Source organism: Streptomyces sp. NPDC001852 (assembly GCF_042891825.1).
Classification (GTDB): Bacteria; Actinomycetota; Actinomycetes; order Streptomycetales; family Streptomycetaceae; genus Streptomyces.
Map to the genome: position 1 here is coordinate 463,669 of NZ_JBIATN010000001.1, position 18,782 is coordinate 482,450.

The following is an 18,782-nucleotide window of genomic DNA, read 5'->3' on the forward strand; positions in this document are numbered from 1 at the left end:
CGCTGGTGGGACGCGCACGGGGGTCCGCTGCGCGACCGGTGATCCCGTGCCGGCCCGACGTCCCGTGGCATGATCACGACCATGCCGACCTTCACCGCACCCGACGGCACCCGGCTCGCCTGCCATCTGCGGGGGACCGGTGAACCCCTCGCCGTCCTGCCCGGCGGCCCGATGCGCGCCTCCGCCTACCTCGGCGACCTCGGAGGGCTGGCCGCGCACCGCCGACTGGCCCTGCTGGACCTGCGCGGCACCGGGGACTCCGCGCCCCCGGCGGACCCGGCGTCGTACCGCTGCGACCGGATGGTCGAAGACGTCGAGGTATGGCGCGCACACATGGGTCTGGAACACATGGATCTGCTCGCCCACTCGGCGGGCGCGGCCCTCGCCATGCTCTACGCGGCCCGCCACCCGCAGCGGATACGCCGGCTGCTGCTGATCACACCCAACCCGTCCGCGCTGGGCCTGCGCGCGACCCCCGAGGACCGGCTGGCCGCGGCCCGGCTGCGCGCGCACGAGCCGTGGTTCGCGGAGGCGTTCCCCGCCTTCCGGGCCTGGCTGGCGGGCGAAGCGGAGTTCGACGAGCGGTTCCTGCCGTTCTTCCACGGCCGCTGGGACGACACCGCCCAGGCGCACACGGAGGCCGAACTCGAGCAGACCAACGAGGACGCGGGGGAGCGCTACTTCGCCGACGGCGCCTTCACCCCGGACGCGACCCGGGCGGCGCTCGCCGCACTGACCGCGCCGGTCCTCCTGCTCGCCGGGGAACTCGACGGCGGCCCCCGCCCGGACCTCGCCCGCCGCGCCGCCGAGGCCTTCCCGAACGCCGAGGTCGCCGTCCAGCCCGGCGCCGGGCACTATCCCTGGCTGGACGACCCGGAGTGGTTCCTGAAACGCGCCCTCGCCTTCCTCGACGGGCCGGCGGGCGCCGTTCTGCCCTCGGCAGAGCAGGCGGCCCCGGGACGGACCCCCGGCTAGCGTGCTCGGCATGGACACCGCGGCGCCCTACAGCATCGAGGCGAACGGCATCACCCTGGCCTGTCGGTCGTGGGGCCCTGCACAGGCCCCGCCCGTCGTGCTGCTGCACTGCCGGGGCGCGGACGGCGCGGACTGGACGCACATCGCCGAGGGGCTCGCGGCACCCCCGCGCCCGCGCCGGGTGCACGCGCCCGACCTGCGCGGCCACGGACGCAGCGACTGGCCGGGGGACTACCGGGCCGAGGCGATGAGCGACGACGTCCATGCCCTGCTGGTCGCCCTCGGTCTGGACAGCGCCGACGTGGTGGGCCATTCGCTGGGCGGCACCGTCGCCTGCCTGCTGGCCCAGCGGCATCCCGGAGTGGTACGACGGCTGGTGCTGGAGGACGTCTGCGCACCCGTGCCGCTCGACCCGCCCCGGCCGCCCGCCGAACGGCCTGCGGGAGAGCTTCCGTTCGACTGGGCGATGGTGCGGGCCACCGACCAGCAGCGCAACGCACCCGATCCTGTGTGGCGGGACCACATGGACCGGATCACCATGCCGACGTTGGTCATCGGGGGCGGTCCCACCAGCCTCATTCCGCAGGACCAGGTCGCGCAGCTCGCCGGCCTGATCCCGGGTGCCTCGCTGGTGACCGTGGACGCGGGGCACCTGATCCACGATGCTCGCCCCGAGGAGTTCCTCGCCCTGGTGCGGGAGTTCCTCGGCCGCTGAGCGGTACGGAGGGCTACGGCTGTGGCCCGAACGCCTTCAGGAACCGGTCGCGGAAGCCGTCCATCCCCCAGATCGGGGCGTTCGCGGCGGGCTTCAGGCCCTCCGTCCAGCCCCAGCCGGAGATCCGGTCCAGCACCTTGGGGTCACGGGCGACGACGGTGACGGGCACGTCCTTGCGGGGACTGTTCCCGGTGACGGTCGGCACCGGCTGGTGGTCGCCCAGGAAGACCAGGACTGTGTTGTCGTTGCCGTAGCGCCGCAGGAATCCGACGAGGCTGTTCAGGGAGTACTCGATGGAGGCGCGGTATGCGTCGCGCACGCTCTCCGGGTTCCTCCAGACCTCCTCCTGGGACTTGCCCTCGCGCCGGATCTGCTGGAAGACCGAGCCGTCGCCCAGGTTCGCCCAGTCGACCATGCGGGGCACGGGCGCCCACGGATAGTGGCTGGAGGTGAGGATGATCTCCGCCATCAGCGGGCCCCTGCCCCGCTTGCCGAACTCCCGCCGCTGGAACGTCTGCAGGGTGAACTGGTCCGGTACCTGCGACCAGCCGAAGTCCGGTCCGTGGTAGTCGAGGTGATGGCCGTCGTAGACGTGGTCCAGGCCGAAGAACCGGCCCTCCGGCCAGGCCACCAGCACCCCCGGCACGACGCCGACCGTGCGCCAGGCGCCGGTCCTGCGGAACGCGCCGGTGAGGGTGGTCCGGTCGCTGGAGGTGAGGGTGCGGAACCGCTGCTCGTTGCTGATCCACAGCCCGGACAGGAAGGTCGAGTGGGCCAGCCAGCTGCCGCCACCGGTCACCGGTGAGCGCAGCCACCCGCTGCGGGCCCGGAATCCGGCGGCCTTCAGAGCGTCGTCGCTCTCCTTGAGGACCGCCCCGATCCGCGGGGCCATCGCCGGGTCCTCGATCGCCGAACGGCCGTAGCTCTCGACGAACGTGAACAGCACGTCCTTGCCGCGCAGACCGGCCAGCAGCTGGTCCGGGGGCGTGTGGGCGAAGGCGTCGTGGGCGGCCTGGCGCCGGAACAGACGGGCATCGGCCAGGGAGACGCGGACCTGCTGGGCGCGGTCGCGGAGGAGGCCGGCGTCGAGCGTCGAGGCGACGGGCACGCCGCCCGGCTGCAGGCCGAACACGACGCAGGTGATCCAGGCGGTGCACAGCACCAGGACGGCGCCGACGGACCGGGCGCGGTGCCGGGCCATGAGGGTGCTCAGCCGGACCGTGGAGCCCGCGGTCAGGAGGAGGACGGCGACCGCGAGGACCAGGGCACCGGCGGTGGCGACCAGCTCGCCGGTGCGGCCGGAGGTGTCCCGCAGGTAGTCCGCCGCGTTGCCCAGCAGACCCCAGTCCAGCACGAGGTCGAACGGCCGGTACAGCACCGAATAGAAGCCGAGGTCAAGGCACTTGAGGAGCGTGAGCAGCCCGATCAGCACGCCGATGGCCGCCGCCCCGGCCCGCCTTCCCCGGGGCGGCAGCACGAGCAGCACCGCGGCGAGCAGGACGCCCTCGGCCGGCAGCCGTACGAACGCGGCCGGGGTGAGCCGGTCGGGCCGGTTGGGCAGCAGCAGCGCCCCGAGCAGGAGGGCGACGGCGAGCACGGCCGAGCCCACGCCCGCACACCGCGCGATGCGGGCCCGCCTGCCGGGCGGGCCGGCCAGTGCGGCCAGGCCCCGCGCGAGGCGACTTCGCCCGCCGAGCAGGCCGGTCCGTGCGGCGAGGCGCCGTACGGCACGCGCGCGTCTGCCGGGCCGGCCGGGTCCTGTGGCCGGCTGCTCCTTCCCGGCCGTCGTGGGATCCCCGGCTCCCTCCGGGCCGCTCTCCCCTTCGTCTGCGCTCCCCGGCAGATGACTAGGCGTGTGGTGAGACACCCGGAGATCCTTCCGTGCGTGGCCCGGCGCCGGTGCGGGAGGCCGGGACCGGCACCACTCGACCGACAGTCACCCAAAGTAGGTGAGTGGCGGCGATCGTGCGCGCAGAGTGGTGCTACCGGGTGGTGGGGCAGGTGGTGCGACACCCCGCGCGTCACCGCCGGTCGGCCGCCACCGCCACCTCCCGGGCCCACCGGTAGTCGGCCTTGCCGCTCGGGGACCGGTGGATGGAGTCGGTGATCACCAGCTGCCGGGGGATCTTGTAGCCGGCCAGCCGGGTACGGCAGTGGCTCTGGATGTCGGCCAGCGAGGGGTGCGCGGCTCCCTCGCGCAGTTGCACCACGGCCGCCACATGGCTGCCCCAGGTGGCGTCCGGAACCCCGGCGACCAGCGCGTCGTACACGTCCGGATGCGCCTTGAGCGCCTGCTCGACCTCCTCCGGATAGACCTTCTCGCCTCCGGTGTTGATGCACTGCGAGCCCCGGCCCAGCACGGTGACCACGCCGTCCTCGTCGACTGTCGCCATGTCACCCAGCAGGACCCAGCGCTGCCCGTCCTTCTCGAAGAACGTCTCGGCGGTTTTCCGCGGGTCGTTGAAGTAGCCGAGCGGGACGTGGCCGCATTGGGCGACCCGTCCGGTCCCGCCCGCGGCGACCGGCTCGTGCGTCACCGGGTCCACCACGCGCGTACGGGAGTTGACGCGCAGCCGGAAGCCGCGCTCGGGCCCCGAGTCCTCCGTCGCCGTACCGTTGAAGCCGGACTCCGAGGAGCCGAAGTTGTTGAGCAGCATGGCGTTCGGGACCAGCTCCCGGAACTGCCGGCGCACCGTCTCCGACATGATCGCGCCCGACGAGGAGACGCTGAACAGGGCGGAGCAGTCCGTGCCCTTGAGCGGTCCGCTCAGCGCGTCGATGAGCGGCCGGAGCATGGCGTCGCCGACCAGCGACATGCTCGTGACCTTCTCCTTCTCGACGGTCCGCAGCACCTCTTCCGGCACGAACTTGCGGTGCAGGACGACACGTTGGCCGAAGTTGAAGCCGATAAACGCCGTCAGCGTGGAGGTGCCGTGCATCAGCGGGGGAGTGGGGAAGAAGGTGATCCCGGAGCCCCCGGCGGCGACCCGCTCGGCCAGCTCCTCCGGCGTCTTCACCGGCTCCCCGGTCGGCGCGCCGCCGCCGAGGCCCGCGAAGAACAGGTCCTCCTGACGCCACATCACGCCCTTCGGCATGCCCGTCGTGCCGCCGGTGTAGATGATGAACTGGTCGTCGGCGGAGCGGGCCGGGAAGCCCCGGGCCGGCGATCCGGCCGCTTCCGCGTCGCCGAACGGTACCGCCCCGGGCACGTCGGCCGTCACCGGGCCCACGCGCAGCAGATGCCGCAGCCCCGGCGCCCGCGGCAGCGCCGCCGCCACCCGGTCGGCGAACTCCGCGTCGAAGACCAGCGCGACCAGATCGGCGTCCCGGTAGAGGTACACCAACTCCTCTTCGACGTAGCGGTAGTTGACGTTGACCGGGACGATCCTCGCCTTCAGGCAGGCCAGTACCGTCTGCAGGTACTCGACGCCGTTGTACAGGTGGAGGCCGAGGTGTTCTCCGGGTCGTATCCCGCTGTCGATCAGGTGGTGGGCGACGCGGTTGGCGGCCGCGTCCAGCTCGGCGTAGGTCAGGCGGCGCTCCGCGCCGGTGCCGGGATGGTCGACGTACACGAGTGCCTCGCGGTCCGGGACGACGTCGACGACCGACTCGAACAGATCGGCAAGGTTGTACTCCACCGCTCCTCCTGACCCCGATCCTGCCCTCATGCGTCCGCTAGCGGGTCATCAGAGCAAAGGGCGGCGCAACTGTGAAGGGCTCGCGCCAATAAATCTGACTGACTGTCAGAAAACTCTGGAAGCTCCCTTGAAGTGCTTCCCCGCCTACTGCAACCTGTTCTCGTTCTCACCGAGGGGAGACAAGCCCATGGGCGGGACGGAACACCTCACCGTGCGGCGCGAGGGCGCCACACTGGTGCTCACGCTCAACAGGCCCGACGCCAGGAACGCGCTCTCGCTTGCGATGCTCGTCGGCCTGTACGACGGCTGGTTGGAGGCCGACGCGGACGACGAGATCCGCTCGATCGTGCTCACCGGGGCCGGCGGCTCCTTCTGCGCCGGAATGGACCTGAAGGCGCTGGCCGGCAACGGCATGGCCGGAGAGCACCACCGCCACCGGCTCAAGGCCGACCCCGACCTGCACTGGAAGGCGATGCTACGCCACCATCGCCCGCGCAAACCGGTGATCGCCGCCGTCGAGGGGCACTGCGTCGCGGGCGGTACCGAGATCCTCCAGGGCGCCGACATCCGGGTCGCGGGCGAGTCCGCCACCTTCGGCCTGTTCGAGGTCCGGCGCGGCCTGTTCCCGATCGGCGGTTCCACGGTCCGCCTCCAGCGGCAGATCCCGCGCACCCACGCCCTGGAGATGCTGCTCACCGGTCGGCCGTACAGCGCGCGGGAGGCTGCGGACATCGGCTTGATCGGGCACGTCGTCCCTGACGGGACCGCGCTTGCCAAGGCCTTGGAGATCGCCGGACAGATCAACGCGTGCGGGCCGCTGGCCGTCGAGGCCGTCAAGGCGTCGGTGTACGAGACCGCGGAGATGAGCGAGGCCGACGGGCTCGCCGCCGAGCTGAAGCGGGGGTGGCCGATCTTCGACACGGACGACGCCGAGGAGGGGGCTCGCGCCTTCGCGGAGAAACGGCCTCCCGTCTACAAGCGTTCGTAGGTGCCGCGCCGGCAGGTTCGCGCGCTGCGGACCGTCGGTGGCTGGTCGCCCCCACGCGGCAGAGCCGCACATGCCGCCGCCCCGCGCCCCTCGAGGGGCGCCCCACGCACCGAGCTCCGAAGGAGGCACCCCCTCGATGCCCGAAGTCCTCAAGGCCCCCCTGGCCGTCGAATTCCCGTTCACCCGCTCCCTCGGCCCCGTCCAGAGCGCCTTCCTCACCGGTCTGCGTGAGCGCGTCGTTCTCGGGGTCACGGCCGCCGACGGCCGCGTCCTCGTCCCGGCCGTCGAGTACGACCCCGTCACCGCCGAGGAGCTCCGCGACCTGGTGGAGGTCGCTCCCACGGGCACGGTCACCACCTGGGCGTGGAACCACGCACCGCGCCGCGGTCAGCCCCTCGGCACCCCCTTCGCCTGGGTTCTGGTGCAGCTCGACGGCGCCGACACCGCCCTGCTGCACGCCCTCGACGCCCCCGGCCCCGACTCCGTGCACACCGGGATGCGCGTGCGCATCCGCTGGGCCGGGGACCGCACCGGAGCCATCACCGACATCGCCTGCTTCGAACCGTACGACGGCGAACCCGTCCAACCGGGCGGCCACTCAGGCGAGTTCGGGAACCGGCTCACCGGGATCGTCGCTCCCGCCCGCCTGGACTACACCTACTCACCCGGCCGCGCCCAGTCCGACTACCTCAACGCCCTCTCCGAACGGCGGACCGTCGGAGAACGCTGCCCCTCCTGCCGCAAGGTCTACGTCCCCCCGAGGGGTGCGTGTCCCACATGTGGCGTGGCCACAGTGGAACAGGTCGAAGTGGGTCCCCGGGGCACAGTCACCACCTTCTGCATCGTCAACATCAAGGCGAAGAACCTCGACATCGAGGTGCCCTACGTCTACGCGCACATCGCCCTCGACGGCGCCGACCTCGCCCTGCACGCCCGGATCGGCGGCATCCCCTACGACCAGGTGCGCATGGGCCTGCGCGTGGAGCCCGTGTGGACCGAGGGCGCCCGCCACCCCGACCACTACCGGCCCACCGGCGAACCCGACGCCGCCTACGAGACCTACAAGGAGCTGCTGTGACCCGGGAGATCGCGGTCGTCGCCTTCGCCCAGACCGACCACCGGCGCTCCACCGAGGAGTCCTCCGAGGTCGAGATGCTCATGCCGGTCCTGCACGAGGTGCTGGCACAGACCGGCCTGAGGACCGCCGACATCGGCTTCACCTGCTCCGGCTCCAGCGACTACCTCGCCGGCCGCGCCTTCTCCTTCACCCTCGCCCTCGACGGCGTCGGCGCCTGGCCGCCGATCTCCGAGTCGCACGTCGAGATGGACGGCGCCTGGGCGCTGTACGAGGCCTGGACCAAGCTGCTCACCGGCGACGCCGACACCGCGCTCGTCTACTCCTACGGCAAGAGTTCGCCCGGCTCGGTGCGGGACGTCCTCACCCGCCAGCTCGACCCCTACTACGTCGCCCCCCTGTGGCCCGACTCCATAGCTCTGGCCGCCCTGCAGGCGCAGGCGCTCCTGGACGCCGGCCACACCGACGAACCCGCGCTCGCCGCCGTCGGTGCCCGCAGCCGCGCGGATGCGGAAGCCAACCCCCACGCCCAGGTCAGGGGGCAGGTGCCGCAGGGCGACCACGTCGTACGGCCGCTGCGCGCCGGCGACTGCCCACCGGTCTCCGACGGCGCCGCCGCGGTGATCCTCGCGGCGGGGGAGCGGGCCCGTCAGCTGTGCGCGCGGCCCGCCTGGATCCGCGGCATCGACCACCGCATCGAGGCCCACGGCCTCGGCGTCCGCGACCTCACCGACTCACCCTCCACCCGGCTCGCCGCCGAGCGGGCCGGCGCCTTCGAACGGCCCGTCGACACCGCCGAGTTGCACGCGCCGTTCAGCTCGCAGGAGGTGATCCTGCGCAGAGCGCTCCGCCTCGGCGACGACGTGCGCGTCAACCCCTCCGGCGGAGCGCTGGCCGCAAACCCGGTCATGGCCGCCGGACTCGTCCGCATCGGTGAGGCCGCCGCCCGCATCCACCGCGGCACCTCCGACCGCGCCCTCGCCCACGCCACCTCCGGCCCCTGCCTGCAGCAGAACCTGGTCGCCGTACTCGAAGGGGATCCACGATGAGCAAGGAGCCCGTGGCCGTCGTCGGCATCGGCCAGACCCGACACGTCGCCGCCCGCCGGGACGTCTCGATCGCCGGACTCGTCCGCGAGGCGGCCCAAAGGGCCCTGGACGACGCCGAGTTGACCTGGGCCGACATCGACGCCGTCGTCATCGGCAAGGCGCCCGACTTCTTCGAGGGCGTGATGATGCCCGAGCTGTACCTCGCCGACGCCCTCGGCGCCGTCGGCAAACCCATGCTGCGGGTGCACACCGCCGGCTCCGTCGGCGGCTCCACCGCGCTCGTGGCCGCGAACCTGGTCGCCGCCCGCATCCACGGCACCGTCCTCACCCTCGCCTTCGAGAAGCAGTCCGAGTCCAACGCCATGTGGGGCCTGTCCCTGCCGATCCCCTTCCAGCAGCCCCTCCTCGCCGGAGCGGGCGGCTTCTTCGCCCCGCACGTGCGTGCCTACATGCGGCGCAGCGGCGCCCCCGACACCGTCGGCTCCCTCGTCGCCTACAAGGACCGGCGCAACGCCCTGAAGAACCCCTACGCCCATCTGCACGAGCACGACATCACCCTGGAGAAGGTCCAGGCCTCGCCCATGCTGTGGGACCCCATCCGCTACTCCGAGACCTGCCCCTCCTCCGACGGCGCCTGCGCCATGGTGCTCACCGACCGCGCCGGAGCCGCCCGCGCGCCCCGCCCGCCCGCCTGGATGCTCGGCGGCGCCATGCGCAGCGAGCCCACCCTGTTCGCGGGCAAGGACTTCGTCTCCCCGCAGGCCGGCCGGGACTGCGCCGCCGACGTCTACCGGCAGGCCGGCATCGCCGACCCGCGCCGGGACATCGACGCCGTCGAGATGTACGTGCCGTTCTCCTGGTACGAGCCCATGTGGCTGGAGAACCTGGGCTTCGCGGAGGCGGGCGAGGGCTGGAAGCTCACCGAGTCCGGGGTGACCGAACTCGACGGGGACCTGCCCGTCAACATGTCGGGCGGCGTGCTGTCCGCCAACCCCATCGGCGCCTCCGGCATGATCCGCTTCGCCGAGGCCGCCCTCCAGGTGCGCGGCCAGGCCGGAGAACACCAGGTGGACGGCGCCCGCAGGGTGCTCGGGCACGCCTACGGCGGCGGCTCGCAGTTCTTCTCCATGTGGCTCGTGGGAGCGCGGCCACCGGAGTCCTGAAAGTCCTCCCCACGTGGCCTGTCGGGCATCGTGAGCGGTCGCTAGGCTGACCCGCGGACGATGGAACCGGGAGGAGCACGGACGTGGCCGAGAGCACGATCCAGCAGCAGCCGCTCGCGGGCTGGGACAAGCCGGAGCTGGACCTCAGCAAGGCCGAGTGGCAGTCCAGCAGCCGAGGTCTGGGAGATGTCCAGATCGCCTTTGTCGAGGGCTTCATCGCGATGCGCAACAGCGGCCGTCCGGAGAGCCCATCCCTGATCTTCACTCCGGCGGAATGGGGTGCCTTCGTCTCCGGAGCCCGGGAAGGGGAGTTCGACCTCACCTGAACCGCATCCACCAGGCCTGAACCGGGGGTGTTCCGAACCGATTTCCGGACACGCGACCACCAGGACCCCGCTGGGACCGACGCCTGCGCCAGGCTGGCCCCCAGCACGGGGAAGGTCGTGTTCCGAAAGGTGAGGGACGATGAGCACTGCGCCGGTCATCGCCGCGGTCGACGGCTCCGACGACAGCCTGCGCGCGCTGGAGTGGGCCTTCGACGCCGCCCGCCGCCGCGCCGCACCGCTACGGGTGGTGCACGTACGGCAGTACGCCGCCTGGGGCCAGGCCGATGTGCTGGTCGCCGCACCGCCCCAGGCGGTGGGCGATCCGGTGCTGGACGACGTGCACAGCCGGCTCGCGGACCGAGGCGCGGAACCTGTCGTCGAGTACGTCGCCCTGGAGGGCGTACCGGGCGCCGTCCTGCCCGAACTCGGCGCCGACGCCCAGCTGTTGGTCCTCGGCTCCCGGGGCCGCGGCGGATTCGCCAGTCTGCTGCTCGGTTCCAACGGGCTCGCCGCCGCCCGGGACGCCGAGTGCCCGGTGGTCGTCGTACCCCGGCCCGGCCGGCAGGTGCACGGTGACGGTCCGGCCGAGCCGGGACCGCGGGTGGTGGCCGGTCTGCACGCCGACAGCCCGGACGAGGCCGCCCTCGCCCTCGCCTTCACCGAGGCCGCCCTGCGCGGCGCACGCGTCCAGGTGATCGCCGCCTATCCGTGGCCGGTGCAGACCTGGTCCGCCCCGGGCCAGCTGGTGCCGCCCCAGATCGACCAGGCCGCCGTCGAGAACGAGACACGCGCCCTCGCCGAGGGCTTCCTCGCCCCGCACCGCGAGCGGCACCCCGAGGTACGCGCCGACGTCGAGGCGCTGCCCGGGGACGCGGCCGGCCATCTCGTCGCCGCTTCCAAGGACGCCGAGCTGGTCGTCGTCGGCCGGCACCGGCGGCGCCTGCTCGCACCGGCCCGGATGATGGGCTCCGTCACCCAGGCCGTCCTGCTGCACGCGGCGAGCCCGGTCGCGGTGGTGCCCCCGGTACCGCAGGAGGAGTGAGAGCCGGCAGGGCCAGGGCGGGGGCACATCAGACCGTACGGCGCCCCGCAATCCGTGCACCCACCTCCGGGTGCCCGGCGCCGCCCACCAGCGGGCCGACCGTGCGGACGAGCTGACCACCGCCGGCACCGTGGCCTCGGGCGACACCGACCCGGCCGACTGCGCCGGACTCACCCCCGGGGGTCACCCGCGCCGCCCGCACCGTGGCCGCCCAGCGCTACGACCGGCCCCCGGCCCGCACCGTCGCCACCGGCCTGCCCAACGGCGGCTGCCGGGGAAGGCACCCTCCGGCGCACCGACGGCCCCAATCTGCTCGCCTCCCTGCCGCAGGCGCTGCGCCACCACCCCGCGTACGCGGCCGGCGGCCCCGTCACGCCACTTCCGGCGCAGCCCACGTACCATGGCCGCATGTCGTTCCTCCGCCGCCGCAGCGCCACCCCTGCGGGACCCGACTTCGACGTGCTGGCCATGGACCCGGGCGACTGGCCGGGCAACCTCGGCGCGGGTCTGCTGCCCGCGCCCGACGGCACCTGCCAGGGCGTCTTCCTGCGCTACGACCTCTTCGGCGGCCGCGGCCCCGCCATGATCATCGGCAACCTCCCCGAGGGCTCCCCGGCCCGCGAGGTCGCCGGGGACGAGATCCCCTTCGAGGTGGGCCAACTGCTGCTCGCGCTGGAGAACGACGAGGAGGTCACCGTCGTCGGCGTCGAGGACACCCCGGTCCTCCAGGGCGACAACCTCCTCATCGTGCGGCGCCTGAAACTGTCCGAGTCCCGGATCTCCTGCGTCCAGTTCGACCGCAGCGACGGCGTCCTCGTCACCATCGCCGCCTGGGACCGCCCCATCACCGACGACCTGTACGCCCTGCTGAAGCCGCTCCCGGCGGAGCTTTTCCAGCAGGGCTGAGGCCGCCCGCCCCGGCTAGCCGGCGGAACCCTCGAGGGTCACGTCCGCGGCGCGGACGAACGCCACCCGGTGGCCGTACTGGATCTCGTAGTACAGGTCCTTGCCCACCACGACCCGGTGCGAGTCGGTGGTGAAGGTGACCGAGTAGTAGTACTCGCCCGGCACCTCGTCACCGACGACGTACTTCTGCCCGGCCGGGACCGTGTACGGCAGCGGGACGACCGACTGGGCGGGGACCCCCGCCGGGTAGGCCTCCTTCTCCGGGTAGGCCCTGCCGTACACCGGAATGCTCGCCAGGCCGTCCTTCGGGGTGATCACCAGTCCCTTGGCGGGCACCGCCGCCGGTGCCGTGCGCGGGTTCTGGAACCAGGCCTTCTGGCCCAGGTACCAGATCGCGGTCCAGTCGCCCCAGTGGTCCGCGACCGCGTACTGCTGACCGGTGGAGGCCCGGGAGGACAGGTCGTTCACGTCCTCGGTCGGGTCCTTCTTCAGGCCGATGTCCTTGATCAGCGGCGCGTTGACGTCGTGGTCGGAGTACAGCCGCACCTCGCTGGAGCCGTGCGCCGTGCAGGCCTCGCCGCTGGTGGTGCAGCCCGTGTACACCGGCTGGTTCGCGGCGTAGTCGGGCAGGATCGTCACCAGCCCGCCCTGCTTGCCGGCCGTGCGCCTGAAGGGGTGGCCCAGCAGCTGGAAGTAGTGCCGCCAGTCCCAGTACGGACCCGGGTCCGTGTGCATGCCGGGAATCGTGGACGTGGTCGGGCCGGGCACGTTGTCGTGGCCCAGGATGTGCTGCCGGTCCAGCGGGATGCCGTACTTGCCGGCCAGGTACCTCACCAGCCGCGCCGAGGAGCGGTACATCGCCTCGGTGTACCAGGCGTCCGGGTTGGCGAGGAAACCTTCGTGCTCGATGCCGACGGACTTGGCGTTGACGTACCAGTTGCCCGCGTGCCAGGCCACGTCCTTCGCCTTCACGTGCTGGGCGATCAGACCGTCGGTGGAGCGGATCGTGTAGTTCCACGACACATAGGTCGGGTCCTGGATCAGGTTCAGCACCCCGTCCCAGGCGCCCTCCGTGTCATGGATGATGATGTACTTGATGCCCTGTGACACCGGTCGGTCGCCGAGGTCGTGGTTGCCGTAGTTGCCGTTCCCGAACTGTGCGTACGGCGCCCAGACCGCCTCGCAGGACACCGAGCGCGGACACTCGACGCCGTCCGTGGGCAGCGTGCCCAGCCCGGCCCGCCGCAACTGGTCGGTGTCGGCGGTCAGTCCCGGCTGGGCCGCGAGCGCGACCAGCTGGCCGTCGTCCGTGGTCCGCTCCTCACCGGTGTGCAGGACGTCGTACACGTCGTCGGCGTACGCCGCCGCGGTCGCCGAGTCGTCGGCACCGGAGAACCGCGCCACCGCGCCGTACCAGTCGGCCGGGTCGGAGCTCAGCGGCTCGCCCAGCTCCTTCTGCGCGGCGGCGAGCAGGGCGGCGCCGCCGGCCACGTTCGCCGCCGGGTCGGTGCGCAGCTCCTCGGCCGGCAGACCGGTCAGCCGCGCCGCCTTCGGCAGCGTCTTCAGACGGGCCGGGAGCGCGGACTCGGCGGGCACCGCGATGTCCGGGTGCACGGCCGCGCGGGCGGCATCGCCGCGGGCGTCCTCCGCGCCCTCGGCGTAGTGCTCCGTGGTGGCGATCGCGGTGCGGGCGTCCGTGAGGTGCATCGGACCGTAGCCGCCGGACACGCTGGGCGCGCCGGCGTGCCAGTCCCAGCGGGACTGGAGGTAGGAGACGGCCAGCAGAACGCTCTGCGGCACGTGGTACTCGTCCGCCGCGGTGGCGAACGCGTGCTGCAGCCGGCCCGCGGAGGAGTCCGTGGCGCTCTGGGCGGGGGCCGCGCCGAGCAGCGGCAGCAGCAGCGCCGCCGAGGCGAGCGGGCCGACGGCCCGCCGCAGGTGTCTGTGGCCGGGTGTGGACGCGGAATCAGTGGCGGAACCTCGCAATGCGGCCTCCTGTGATGGGCGGGCAGTGGCGGGGCGTGCGGCGCCGAGCTGGGTCAGTGGTACCGGCTGGCCGACGATCCGTCAATGATGCCTCCACGACAGCGATTTCCCACGTCACGAAGGGTTTTCGGCGAGTTTCGCGACGGCGGTGCACCGGCCTGCGCGGCGTCACTGGCGTACACCACTGGCCACAACCGGCCCCGGACACACGAAGGTCCGCGGTGCGCCGCCGCTCTGGCGCGCCGCGGAACCGTCGTCCCCGTCAGCGAGTGCCGACCGCCGCTCGGACGGCCCTGCGGGCCATCTGGCAGTCGTCGTGCAGCCGCCTGAGCAGCAGCCGCTGTTCCTCGCCGGACGGCGCAGCACCCGGGTGGGCCAGGCCCGGTGCCGCCGGGGTCACCTCGTGCATCGAACGCTGCACGGCCGTCTCGTACGTGCGGATCTCCCGGGTCAGCACCAGCATCAGGTTCACCAGGAAGGCGTCCCGGGAGGCCGGGCCCGCCGACTGGGCGATCTGGCTGATCTGCCGCCGGGACACCGGCGCGTCCCCGAGCACCAGCCACAGCGTCGCCAGGTCGTACCCCGGCAGATACCAGCCCGCGTGCTCCCAGTCCACCAGCACTGGACCGGCCGGTGACAGCAGGATGTTCGACAGCAGGGCATCGCCGTGGTTGAACTGGAGCATGCCGTGCCGGCCCACCTCGTGGGCGATGCCGTGCAGCAGCTTCTGCAGGTCGCCGAGGTCCCGGTCGGTGAGCAGGCCCAGCTCGTGGTACCGGGAGATCCGGGCGCCGTAGTCCAGCGGCATGTCGAAGGTGCCCGCCGGGGGACGCCAGGCGTTCACCCGGCAGATCGCGCCCAGCGCGGCCCGGACGTCCGGCCGGGGCGGCGCCTCCACCGGATGCCGCTGCAGCGCCGCCACCCGGCCCGGCGCGCGCTCGATGACCAGGGTGCAGTTGTCCGGGTCCGCCGCGATCAGCCGGGGCACGCGGACCGGTGGCCGGTGCCGGACGAACGAGCGGTATGCGGCTATTTCGTGGCGGATCCGCTCCGCCCAGGCCGGCGACTGGTCCAACAGACACTTGGCCACGGCCGTGCCGCGCCCCGCCGTCCCCACCAGGAGGACGGACCGTCCGCTGCGCCGCAGCACCTGCACCGGGGTGAACTCCGGACAGATCCGGTGCACCGATGCGATCGCGGTGCGCAGCTGCGCGCCCTGGGGACCGGACAGGTCGAGTCTTCCGCTGAGCGGTGGACCACCGACCTGGCCCGGCACCCGCCGGAGCCGGCCCGCGACCGGCACGGGTCCGCCCGGACGCGCCGCCGGGTCCAGGTACGGTCCGCCGCCCGCGGGGCGGGAGCGCAGCGGCCGGGGCGGGGCGGACACGGAGGACGATGCTGCGTACATGGGAGATACAGATCCCTTCGTGTGCCTGCGGTGCCTGCCTTTGGTGCGTGCTCGGGGCACATGCGCGGGGCCGGGGCACGAGAGAGCCCGTACTCCGTTCGCATGCACTGCGAGCGAGCGCCTGCCCGGCCCGGCCGCCCGGGTGCACCCTGGGGAATGCACCCGCGAGGCTCCACAAGAGGCGAGCGGCGACCGGGTCGGGGTGGCGCGTTCCTACTCGACACCCGATGCCCAGTGGCACACCATCTGGCGGACCCTGGCGAACCCTGGCGAATAGTCGCCCGGCAACCTCCACGGGGCTACTGTCAACTCAGCCGAGAACCTGGGGGCTTGACGTGAGCGGACAACCCAACACCCGCCTGGCGGACCTGTTCGGCCTGGCCGGCTGGTCCAAGGGCGAACTCGCGAGGCTGGTCAACAAGCAGGCGGCGGCCATGGGCCACCCCCAGCTGTCGACCGACACCTCCCGGGTCCGTCGGTGGATCGACACGGGAGAGATCCCGCGCGATCCGGTACCGCGGGTGCTGGCAGCCCTGTTCACCGAGCGTCTCGGCCGTGTCGTGACCATCGAGGACCTCGGTCTGGTACGGCACGGGCGAACGGGGAAACGGCAGGGCGACGGGATCGAGGAACATCCCGACGGCGTGCCGTGGGCGCCCGAACGTACCGCCGCGGTCCTCACCGAATTCACGGGAATGGACCTCATGCTCAACCGACGCGGCTTGGTGGGCGCGGGTGCCGCGCTCGCCGCGGGATCCGCACTCAGCAGCGCCATGTACGACTGGCTGCACACCGACCCGGCCCTGAAGGCCGACGCCCCCGTCCTCGACGACCCCCTGCACGCCGACCCCGCTGGGTTCGACCGCTACGAGGCCGCCCCCATCGGGTCGCAGGAGATCGAGGAACTGGAGCGCTCGGTCGAGGTGTTCCGCGCCTGGGACGCGGCCCGTGGCGGCGGGCTTCAGCGCAAGGCGGTCGTGGGCCAGCTCAACGAGGTGGGCGGCATGCTCGCCTACCACCATCCACCCCATCTCCAGCGGCGCCTGTGGGGCGTCGCCGCCAACCTCGCCGTGCTCGCGGGCTGGATGTCGCACGACGTCGGCCTGGAGCCCACGGCGCAGAAGTACTTCGTCATCGCCGCCCATGCGGCCCGAGAGGGCGGAGACCGGCCGCGGGCCGGAGAGGCCCTGTCCCGGGCGGCCCGGCAGATGGTGCACCTCGGCCGGCCCGACGACGCCCTGGACCTGATGAAGCTCGCCCAGGACGGCGCCGGCGACCGCCTGCAGCCGCGTACGAAGGCGATGTTCCACACCATCGAGGCCTGGGCGCAGGCCTCCATGGGCAAGGGCCAGGCGATGCGTCGCACGCTCGGGCAGGCGGAGGACATGTTCGTCGCCGACCGGGGCGACGGGGAACCTCTGGACTGGATGCAGACCTTCAAGGACGAGGACCTGTACGGCATGCAGGCACTCGCCTACCGCACGCTGGCGGAGTTCGACCCCAGCGCGGCCACCCACGCCCAGCACTACGCGGAGAAGGCGCTCTCCCTGCGCGTCGACGGGCGTGAGCGGTCGAAGATCTTCGACCATCTGTCCATGGCCTCGGCCTGCTTCATCGCCGACGACCCCGAACAGGCCGACCGCTACGCACGTCTCGCCCTGATGTCGATGGGCTCGAACTCCTCCCGACGCACCTGGGACAGGCTGCGGCAGATGTACCGGCTGACCGCGGAGTACGCCGGCTATCCGAAGATCCACGAACTGCGTGAGCAGATCCGGCTCGCCCTGCCCAAGCCGAGGACCAAGGGCGCGGGCAGCGCGCAGGCGTGAGCGCACAGGCACCGGGCGTGTGCGCCGGATTCCATCGATGAGGTCACGTGCGCCGGCTCATGCGGTGACCCTGGCGACGAGGACACTGGCGTCGTCCTCGCGTCCGTCTCCGCCGAACTCCTCGACCAGCGTCCGCAGACAGTCCTGCGCGGTGTGCGCCGCGCCGAACCGTGCGGCGAGGCCGAGCAGGCGGTCCACGGCCGCGCTCGGGCCGTGCCCCGGCACCAGCCCGTCGGTGTGCAACAGCAGGACGTCACCAGGCCGGAGGGTGTCCACGGCCTGCCCGTAGACGGCGCCCGAGGTGGCGCCGAGCAGGACGCCGTCCGGTGCGTTCAGCATGCGCCCCGTCCCGTCGCGGTACAGCAGCGGGGCGGGGTGTCCTGCCTGCGCCCAGACCAGGGTGCGGGTCCGTGGCTGGTAGCGGCAGCAGACGGCGCTGCCGAGGGCGGGCTGCACGGTGGCGTCCAGTAACTGGTTGAGCATGCCGAGCAGTTCACCGGGCGGACTGCCGGCCAGGGCCATACCGCGTACGGCACCGAGCAGCATCGCCATCCCGGAGGCGACGGCCACCCCGCGCCCGGTGAGGTCGCCGACACTGAGCAGGGTCTCGCCGTCGGACAGTTCCAGCGCGTCGTACCAGTCGCCCCCGAGCGGTGTGCTCGTCGCCGCGGGCAGGCGGCGGGCGGCGAGGTCGAGGGTGCGTGGCCCCTGGTGCGGGAGCCGCAGGGAGCCGCGCCATGGCGGTAGCACGGCTTCCTGCAACTCGGCCGCGATCCGGTGCTCGGTCTGCTCCTGCCGGCGGTGACGTTGCAGCGAGTCACGGGTCTCGCGCTCCGTCCGTCGGCAGCGGCGCAGTTCGCTGACGTCGCGCAGCACGGCCCACATCGAGGCCGTGCCGCCGTCGGCGCCGAGCACGGGTTCGCCCATCATGTGCACCGCCCGCACGGAGCCCTCGGGTCGTACGATGCGGAACTCGCCGTCGATGGGTTTGCCGTCGACCAGGCAGTCCGTCACCATCGCGGTCAGTTTCGGCCGGTCCTCCTCCAGGACCAGCGAGGGCAGCTCGTCCAGCGTGAGGGCGGGGGCGTCCCGGTCCAGGCCGAGGATCTGGAACAGCTCCCCGGACCAGGTCGCCTCGTCCGTCAGCAGGTTCCACTCCGCGCTGCCGACGCGGCTGAGCAGCGAGCCGCCGGGGGCGGCGGGAGTGGCCCGGAGGGCGGGTGCCTCCGCCGGTGCCGCGGGCTCGGCGGCCGGGCCGTCGCGGAGCTGCGCCAAGTGGGCGTCCAGGTCCTCCAGTTGGTGCAGCGCGAGGTCGTAGAGGGCGCGCAGCCAGCGTTCCTCCGGGTCGGCCCCGTCGTTCCGGGTGTCCCGCCGTACGGCGTCCACGTCGCCCTTGAGTCGCCGCGTCTGCGTCAACAGCGCCTCGACCGAGCCGCGTCCGGGTGGCTGGGCGGCTGGAATGTCCGCGGAGACCGGTGACGGCATGACGCACTCCGTTGGGGGACGAGAAGGCCGGGAGGACGGGGGACCGTTACGACTCTCGCACAGCCCGCGACGCCCCGTAAGGGATTTGGCAACACACGATACGGTGGTGCTTCAGGCATATGCCAGAGTCTTCCCGGAGCGATCCCCGCGCACGAATGACGTACGCGCCGGGCAGGTCAAGTCTTAGGTCGGCTACG

15 protein-coding genes are annotated in these 18,782 nt (G+C 72.6%); 10 read left to right on the forward strand and 5 right to left on the reverse strand.

Annotated features, from left to right (window positions below; all coding sequences use genetic code 11):
- Positions 1 to 81: 81 nt before the first annotated feature.
- Together ACFYZB_RS02025 and ACFYZB_RS02030 are read left to right on the forward strand one after the other, a co-directional pair.
- A complete protein-coding gene (locus ACFYZB_RS02025) occupies positions 82 to 975 on the forward strand; it encodes an alpha/beta fold hydrolase (protein ID WP_388753184.1) in 894 nt (297 codons plus the stop codon).
- A 10-nt stretch (positions 976 to 985) separates the two neighbouring features.
- Positions 986 to 1,690, forward strand: coding sequence for an alpha/beta fold hydrolase (locus tag ACFYZB_RS02030; RefSeq protein WP_388753187.1), 705 nt, complete (start codon positions 986 to 988; stop codon positions 1,688 to 1,690).
- A 13-nt stretch (positions 1,691 to 1,703) separates the two neighbouring features.
- Here the strand turns inward: ACFYZB_RS02030 and ACFYZB_RS02035 are convergent, their stop codons facing one another.
- Both ACFYZB_RS02035 and ACFYZB_RS02040 read right to left on the reverse strand, forming a co-directional pair.
- Positions 1,704 to 3,299: a sulfatase gene (locus tag ACFYZB_RS02035; RefSeq protein WP_388753189.1), complete on the reverse strand. Its 1,596-nt coding sequence runs from the start codon at positions 3,297 to 3,299 to the stop codon at positions 1,704 to 1,706.
- Positions 3,300 to 3,711: 412 nt separating this feature from the next.
- Positions 3,712 to 5,328, reverse strand: a complete 1,617-nt coding sequence (locus ACFYZB_RS02040; RefSeq protein ID WP_388753191.1) for an acyl-CoA synthetase — start codon at positions 5,326 to 5,328, stop codon at positions 3,712 to 3,714.
- Between the two features lie 187 nt (positions 5,329 to 5,515).
- Here ACFYZB_RS02040 and ACFYZB_RS02045 point away from each other — a divergent pair, with 187 nt between their 5' ends.
- The 7 genes from ACFYZB_RS02045 (at position 5,516) to ACFYZB_RS02075 (ending at position 11,877) form a co-directional block, all read left to right on the forward strand.
- A complete protein-coding gene (locus ACFYZB_RS02045) occupies positions 5,516 to 6,316 on the forward strand; it encodes a crotonase/enoyl-CoA hydratase family protein (RefSeq protein WP_388753194.1) in 801 nt (266 codons plus the stop codon).
- A 136-nt stretch (positions 6,317 to 6,452) separates the two neighbouring features.
- Entirely contained in the window at positions 6,453 to 7,394 is a 942-nt protein-coding gene (locus tag ACFYZB_RS02050; RefSeq protein ID WP_388753197.1) for a Zn-ribbon domain-containing OB-fold protein, read from the forward strand.
- Positions 7,391 to 8,440: a thiolase domain-containing protein gene (locus tag ACFYZB_RS02055; protein WP_388753200.1), complete on the forward strand. Its 1,050-nt coding sequence runs from the start codon at positions 7,391 to 7,393 to the stop codon at positions 8,438 to 8,440. Before ACFYZB_RS02050 ends, ACFYZB_RS02055 begins: the two co-directional genes overlap by 4 nt.
- Positions 8,437 to 9,603, forward strand: coding sequence for a thiolase domain-containing protein (locus tag ACFYZB_RS02060; RefSeq protein ID WP_388753202.1), 1,167 nt, complete (start codon positions 8,437 to 8,439; stop codon positions 9,601 to 9,603). Before ACFYZB_RS02055 ends, ACFYZB_RS02060 begins: the two co-directional genes overlap by 4 nt.
- Positions 9,604 to 9,686: 83 nt before the next feature.
- Complete coding sequence (locus ACFYZB_RS02065) at positions 9,687 to 9,929, forward strand: DUF397 domain-containing protein (RefSeq protein WP_103816026.1); 243 nt, start codon at positions 9,687 to 9,689, stop codon at positions 9,927 to 9,929.
- A gap of 139 nt (positions 9,930 to 10,068) precedes the next feature.
- The gene (locus ACFYZB_RS02070) at positions 10,069 to 10,971 is read left to right on the forward strand and encodes a universal stress protein (protein ID WP_388753206.1); all 903 of its coding nucleotides are present in this window, start codon (positions 10,069 to 10,071) and stop codon (positions 10,969 to 10,971) included.
- A 408-nt stretch (positions 10,972 to 11,379) separates the two neighbouring features.
- On the forward strand, positions 11,380 to 11,877 hold the full coding sequence (locus ACFYZB_RS02075) for a hypothetical protein (protein WP_351208801.1): 498 nt from the start codon (positions 11,380 to 11,382) through the stop codon (positions 11,875 to 11,877).
- 15 nt (positions 11,878 to 11,892) lie between these two features.
- On the opposite strand, the gene ACFYZB_RS02080 is transcribed toward ACFYZB_RS02075, so the two are convergent.
- Together ACFYZB_RS02080 and ACFYZB_RS02085 are read right to left on the reverse strand one after the other, a co-directional pair.
- Entirely contained in the window at positions 11,893 to 13,863 is a 1,971-nt protein-coding gene (locus ACFYZB_RS02080) for an N-acetylmuramoyl-L-alanine amidase (RefSeq protein WP_388753208.1), read from the reverse strand.
- Positions 13,864 to 14,125: 262 nt separating this feature from the next.
- Positions 14,126 to 15,271 (reverse strand): aminoglycoside phosphotransferase family protein, encoded by a 1,146-nt coding sequence (locus ACFYZB_RS02085; RefSeq protein WP_388753211.1) that lies wholly within the window; start codon positions 15,269 to 15,271, stop codon positions 14,126 to 14,128.
- 335 nt (positions 15,272 to 15,606) lie between these two features.
- On the opposite strand from ACFYZB_RS02085, the gene ACFYZB_RS02090 reads away from it, so the two are divergent.
- Complete coding sequence (locus ACFYZB_RS02090; protein ID WP_351208804.1) at positions 15,607 to 17,100, forward strand: hypothetical protein; 1,494 nt, start codon at positions 15,607 to 15,609, stop codon at positions 17,098 to 17,100.
- Between the two features lie 57 nt (positions 17,101 to 17,157).
- Here ACFYZB_RS02090 and ACFYZB_RS02095 read toward each other — a convergent pair whose 3' ends face one another.
- The gene (locus tag ACFYZB_RS02095) at positions 17,158 to 18,585 is read right to left on the reverse strand and encodes a PP2C family protein-serine/threonine phosphatase (protein WP_388753213.1); all 1,428 of its coding nucleotides are present in this window, start codon (positions 18,583 to 18,585) and stop codon (positions 17,158 to 17,160) included.
- Positions 18,586 to 18,782 lie beyond the last annotated feature (197 nt).

Bases quoted from the DNA above. Each gene is read 5' to 3' on its own strand.
- ACFYZB_RS02045 (WP_388753194.1), top strand. From the start codon at position 5,516: ATGGGCGGGACGGAACACCTCACCGTGCGGCGCGAGGGCGCCACACTG.
- ACFYZB_RS02075 (WP_351208801.1), top strand. From the start codon at position 11,380: ATGTCGTTCCTCCGCCGCCGCAGCGCCACCCCTGCGGGACCCGACTTC.
- ACFYZB_RS02095 (WP_388753213.1), bottom strand. From the start codon at position 18,585: ATGCCGTCACCGGTCTCCGCGGACATTCCAGCCGCCCAGCCACCCGGA.
- ACFYZB_RS02085 (WP_388753211.1), bottom strand. From the start codon at position 15,271: ATGTACGCAGCATCGTCCTCCGTGTCCGCCCCGCCCCGGCCGCTGCGC.
- ACFYZB_RS02070 (WP_388753206.1), top strand. From the start codon at position 10,069: ATGAGCACTGCGCCGGTCATCGCCGCGGTCGACGGCTCCGACGACAGC.
- ACFYZB_RS02060 (WP_388753202.1), top strand. From the start codon at position 8,437: ATGAGCAAGGAGCCCGTGGCCGTCGTCGGCATCGGCCAGACCCGACAC.
- ACFYZB_RS02025 (WP_388753184.1), top strand. From the start codon at position 82: ATGCCGACCTTCACCGCACCCGACGGCACCCGGCTCGCCTGCCATCTG.
- ACFYZB_RS02030 (WP_388753187.1), top strand. From the start codon at position 986: ATGGACACCGCGGCGCCCTACAGCATCGAGGCGAACGGCATCACCCTG.
- ACFYZB_RS02050 (WP_388753197.1), top strand. From the start codon at position 6,453: ATGCCCGAAGTCCTCAAGGCCCCCCTGGCCGTCGAATTCCCGTTCACC.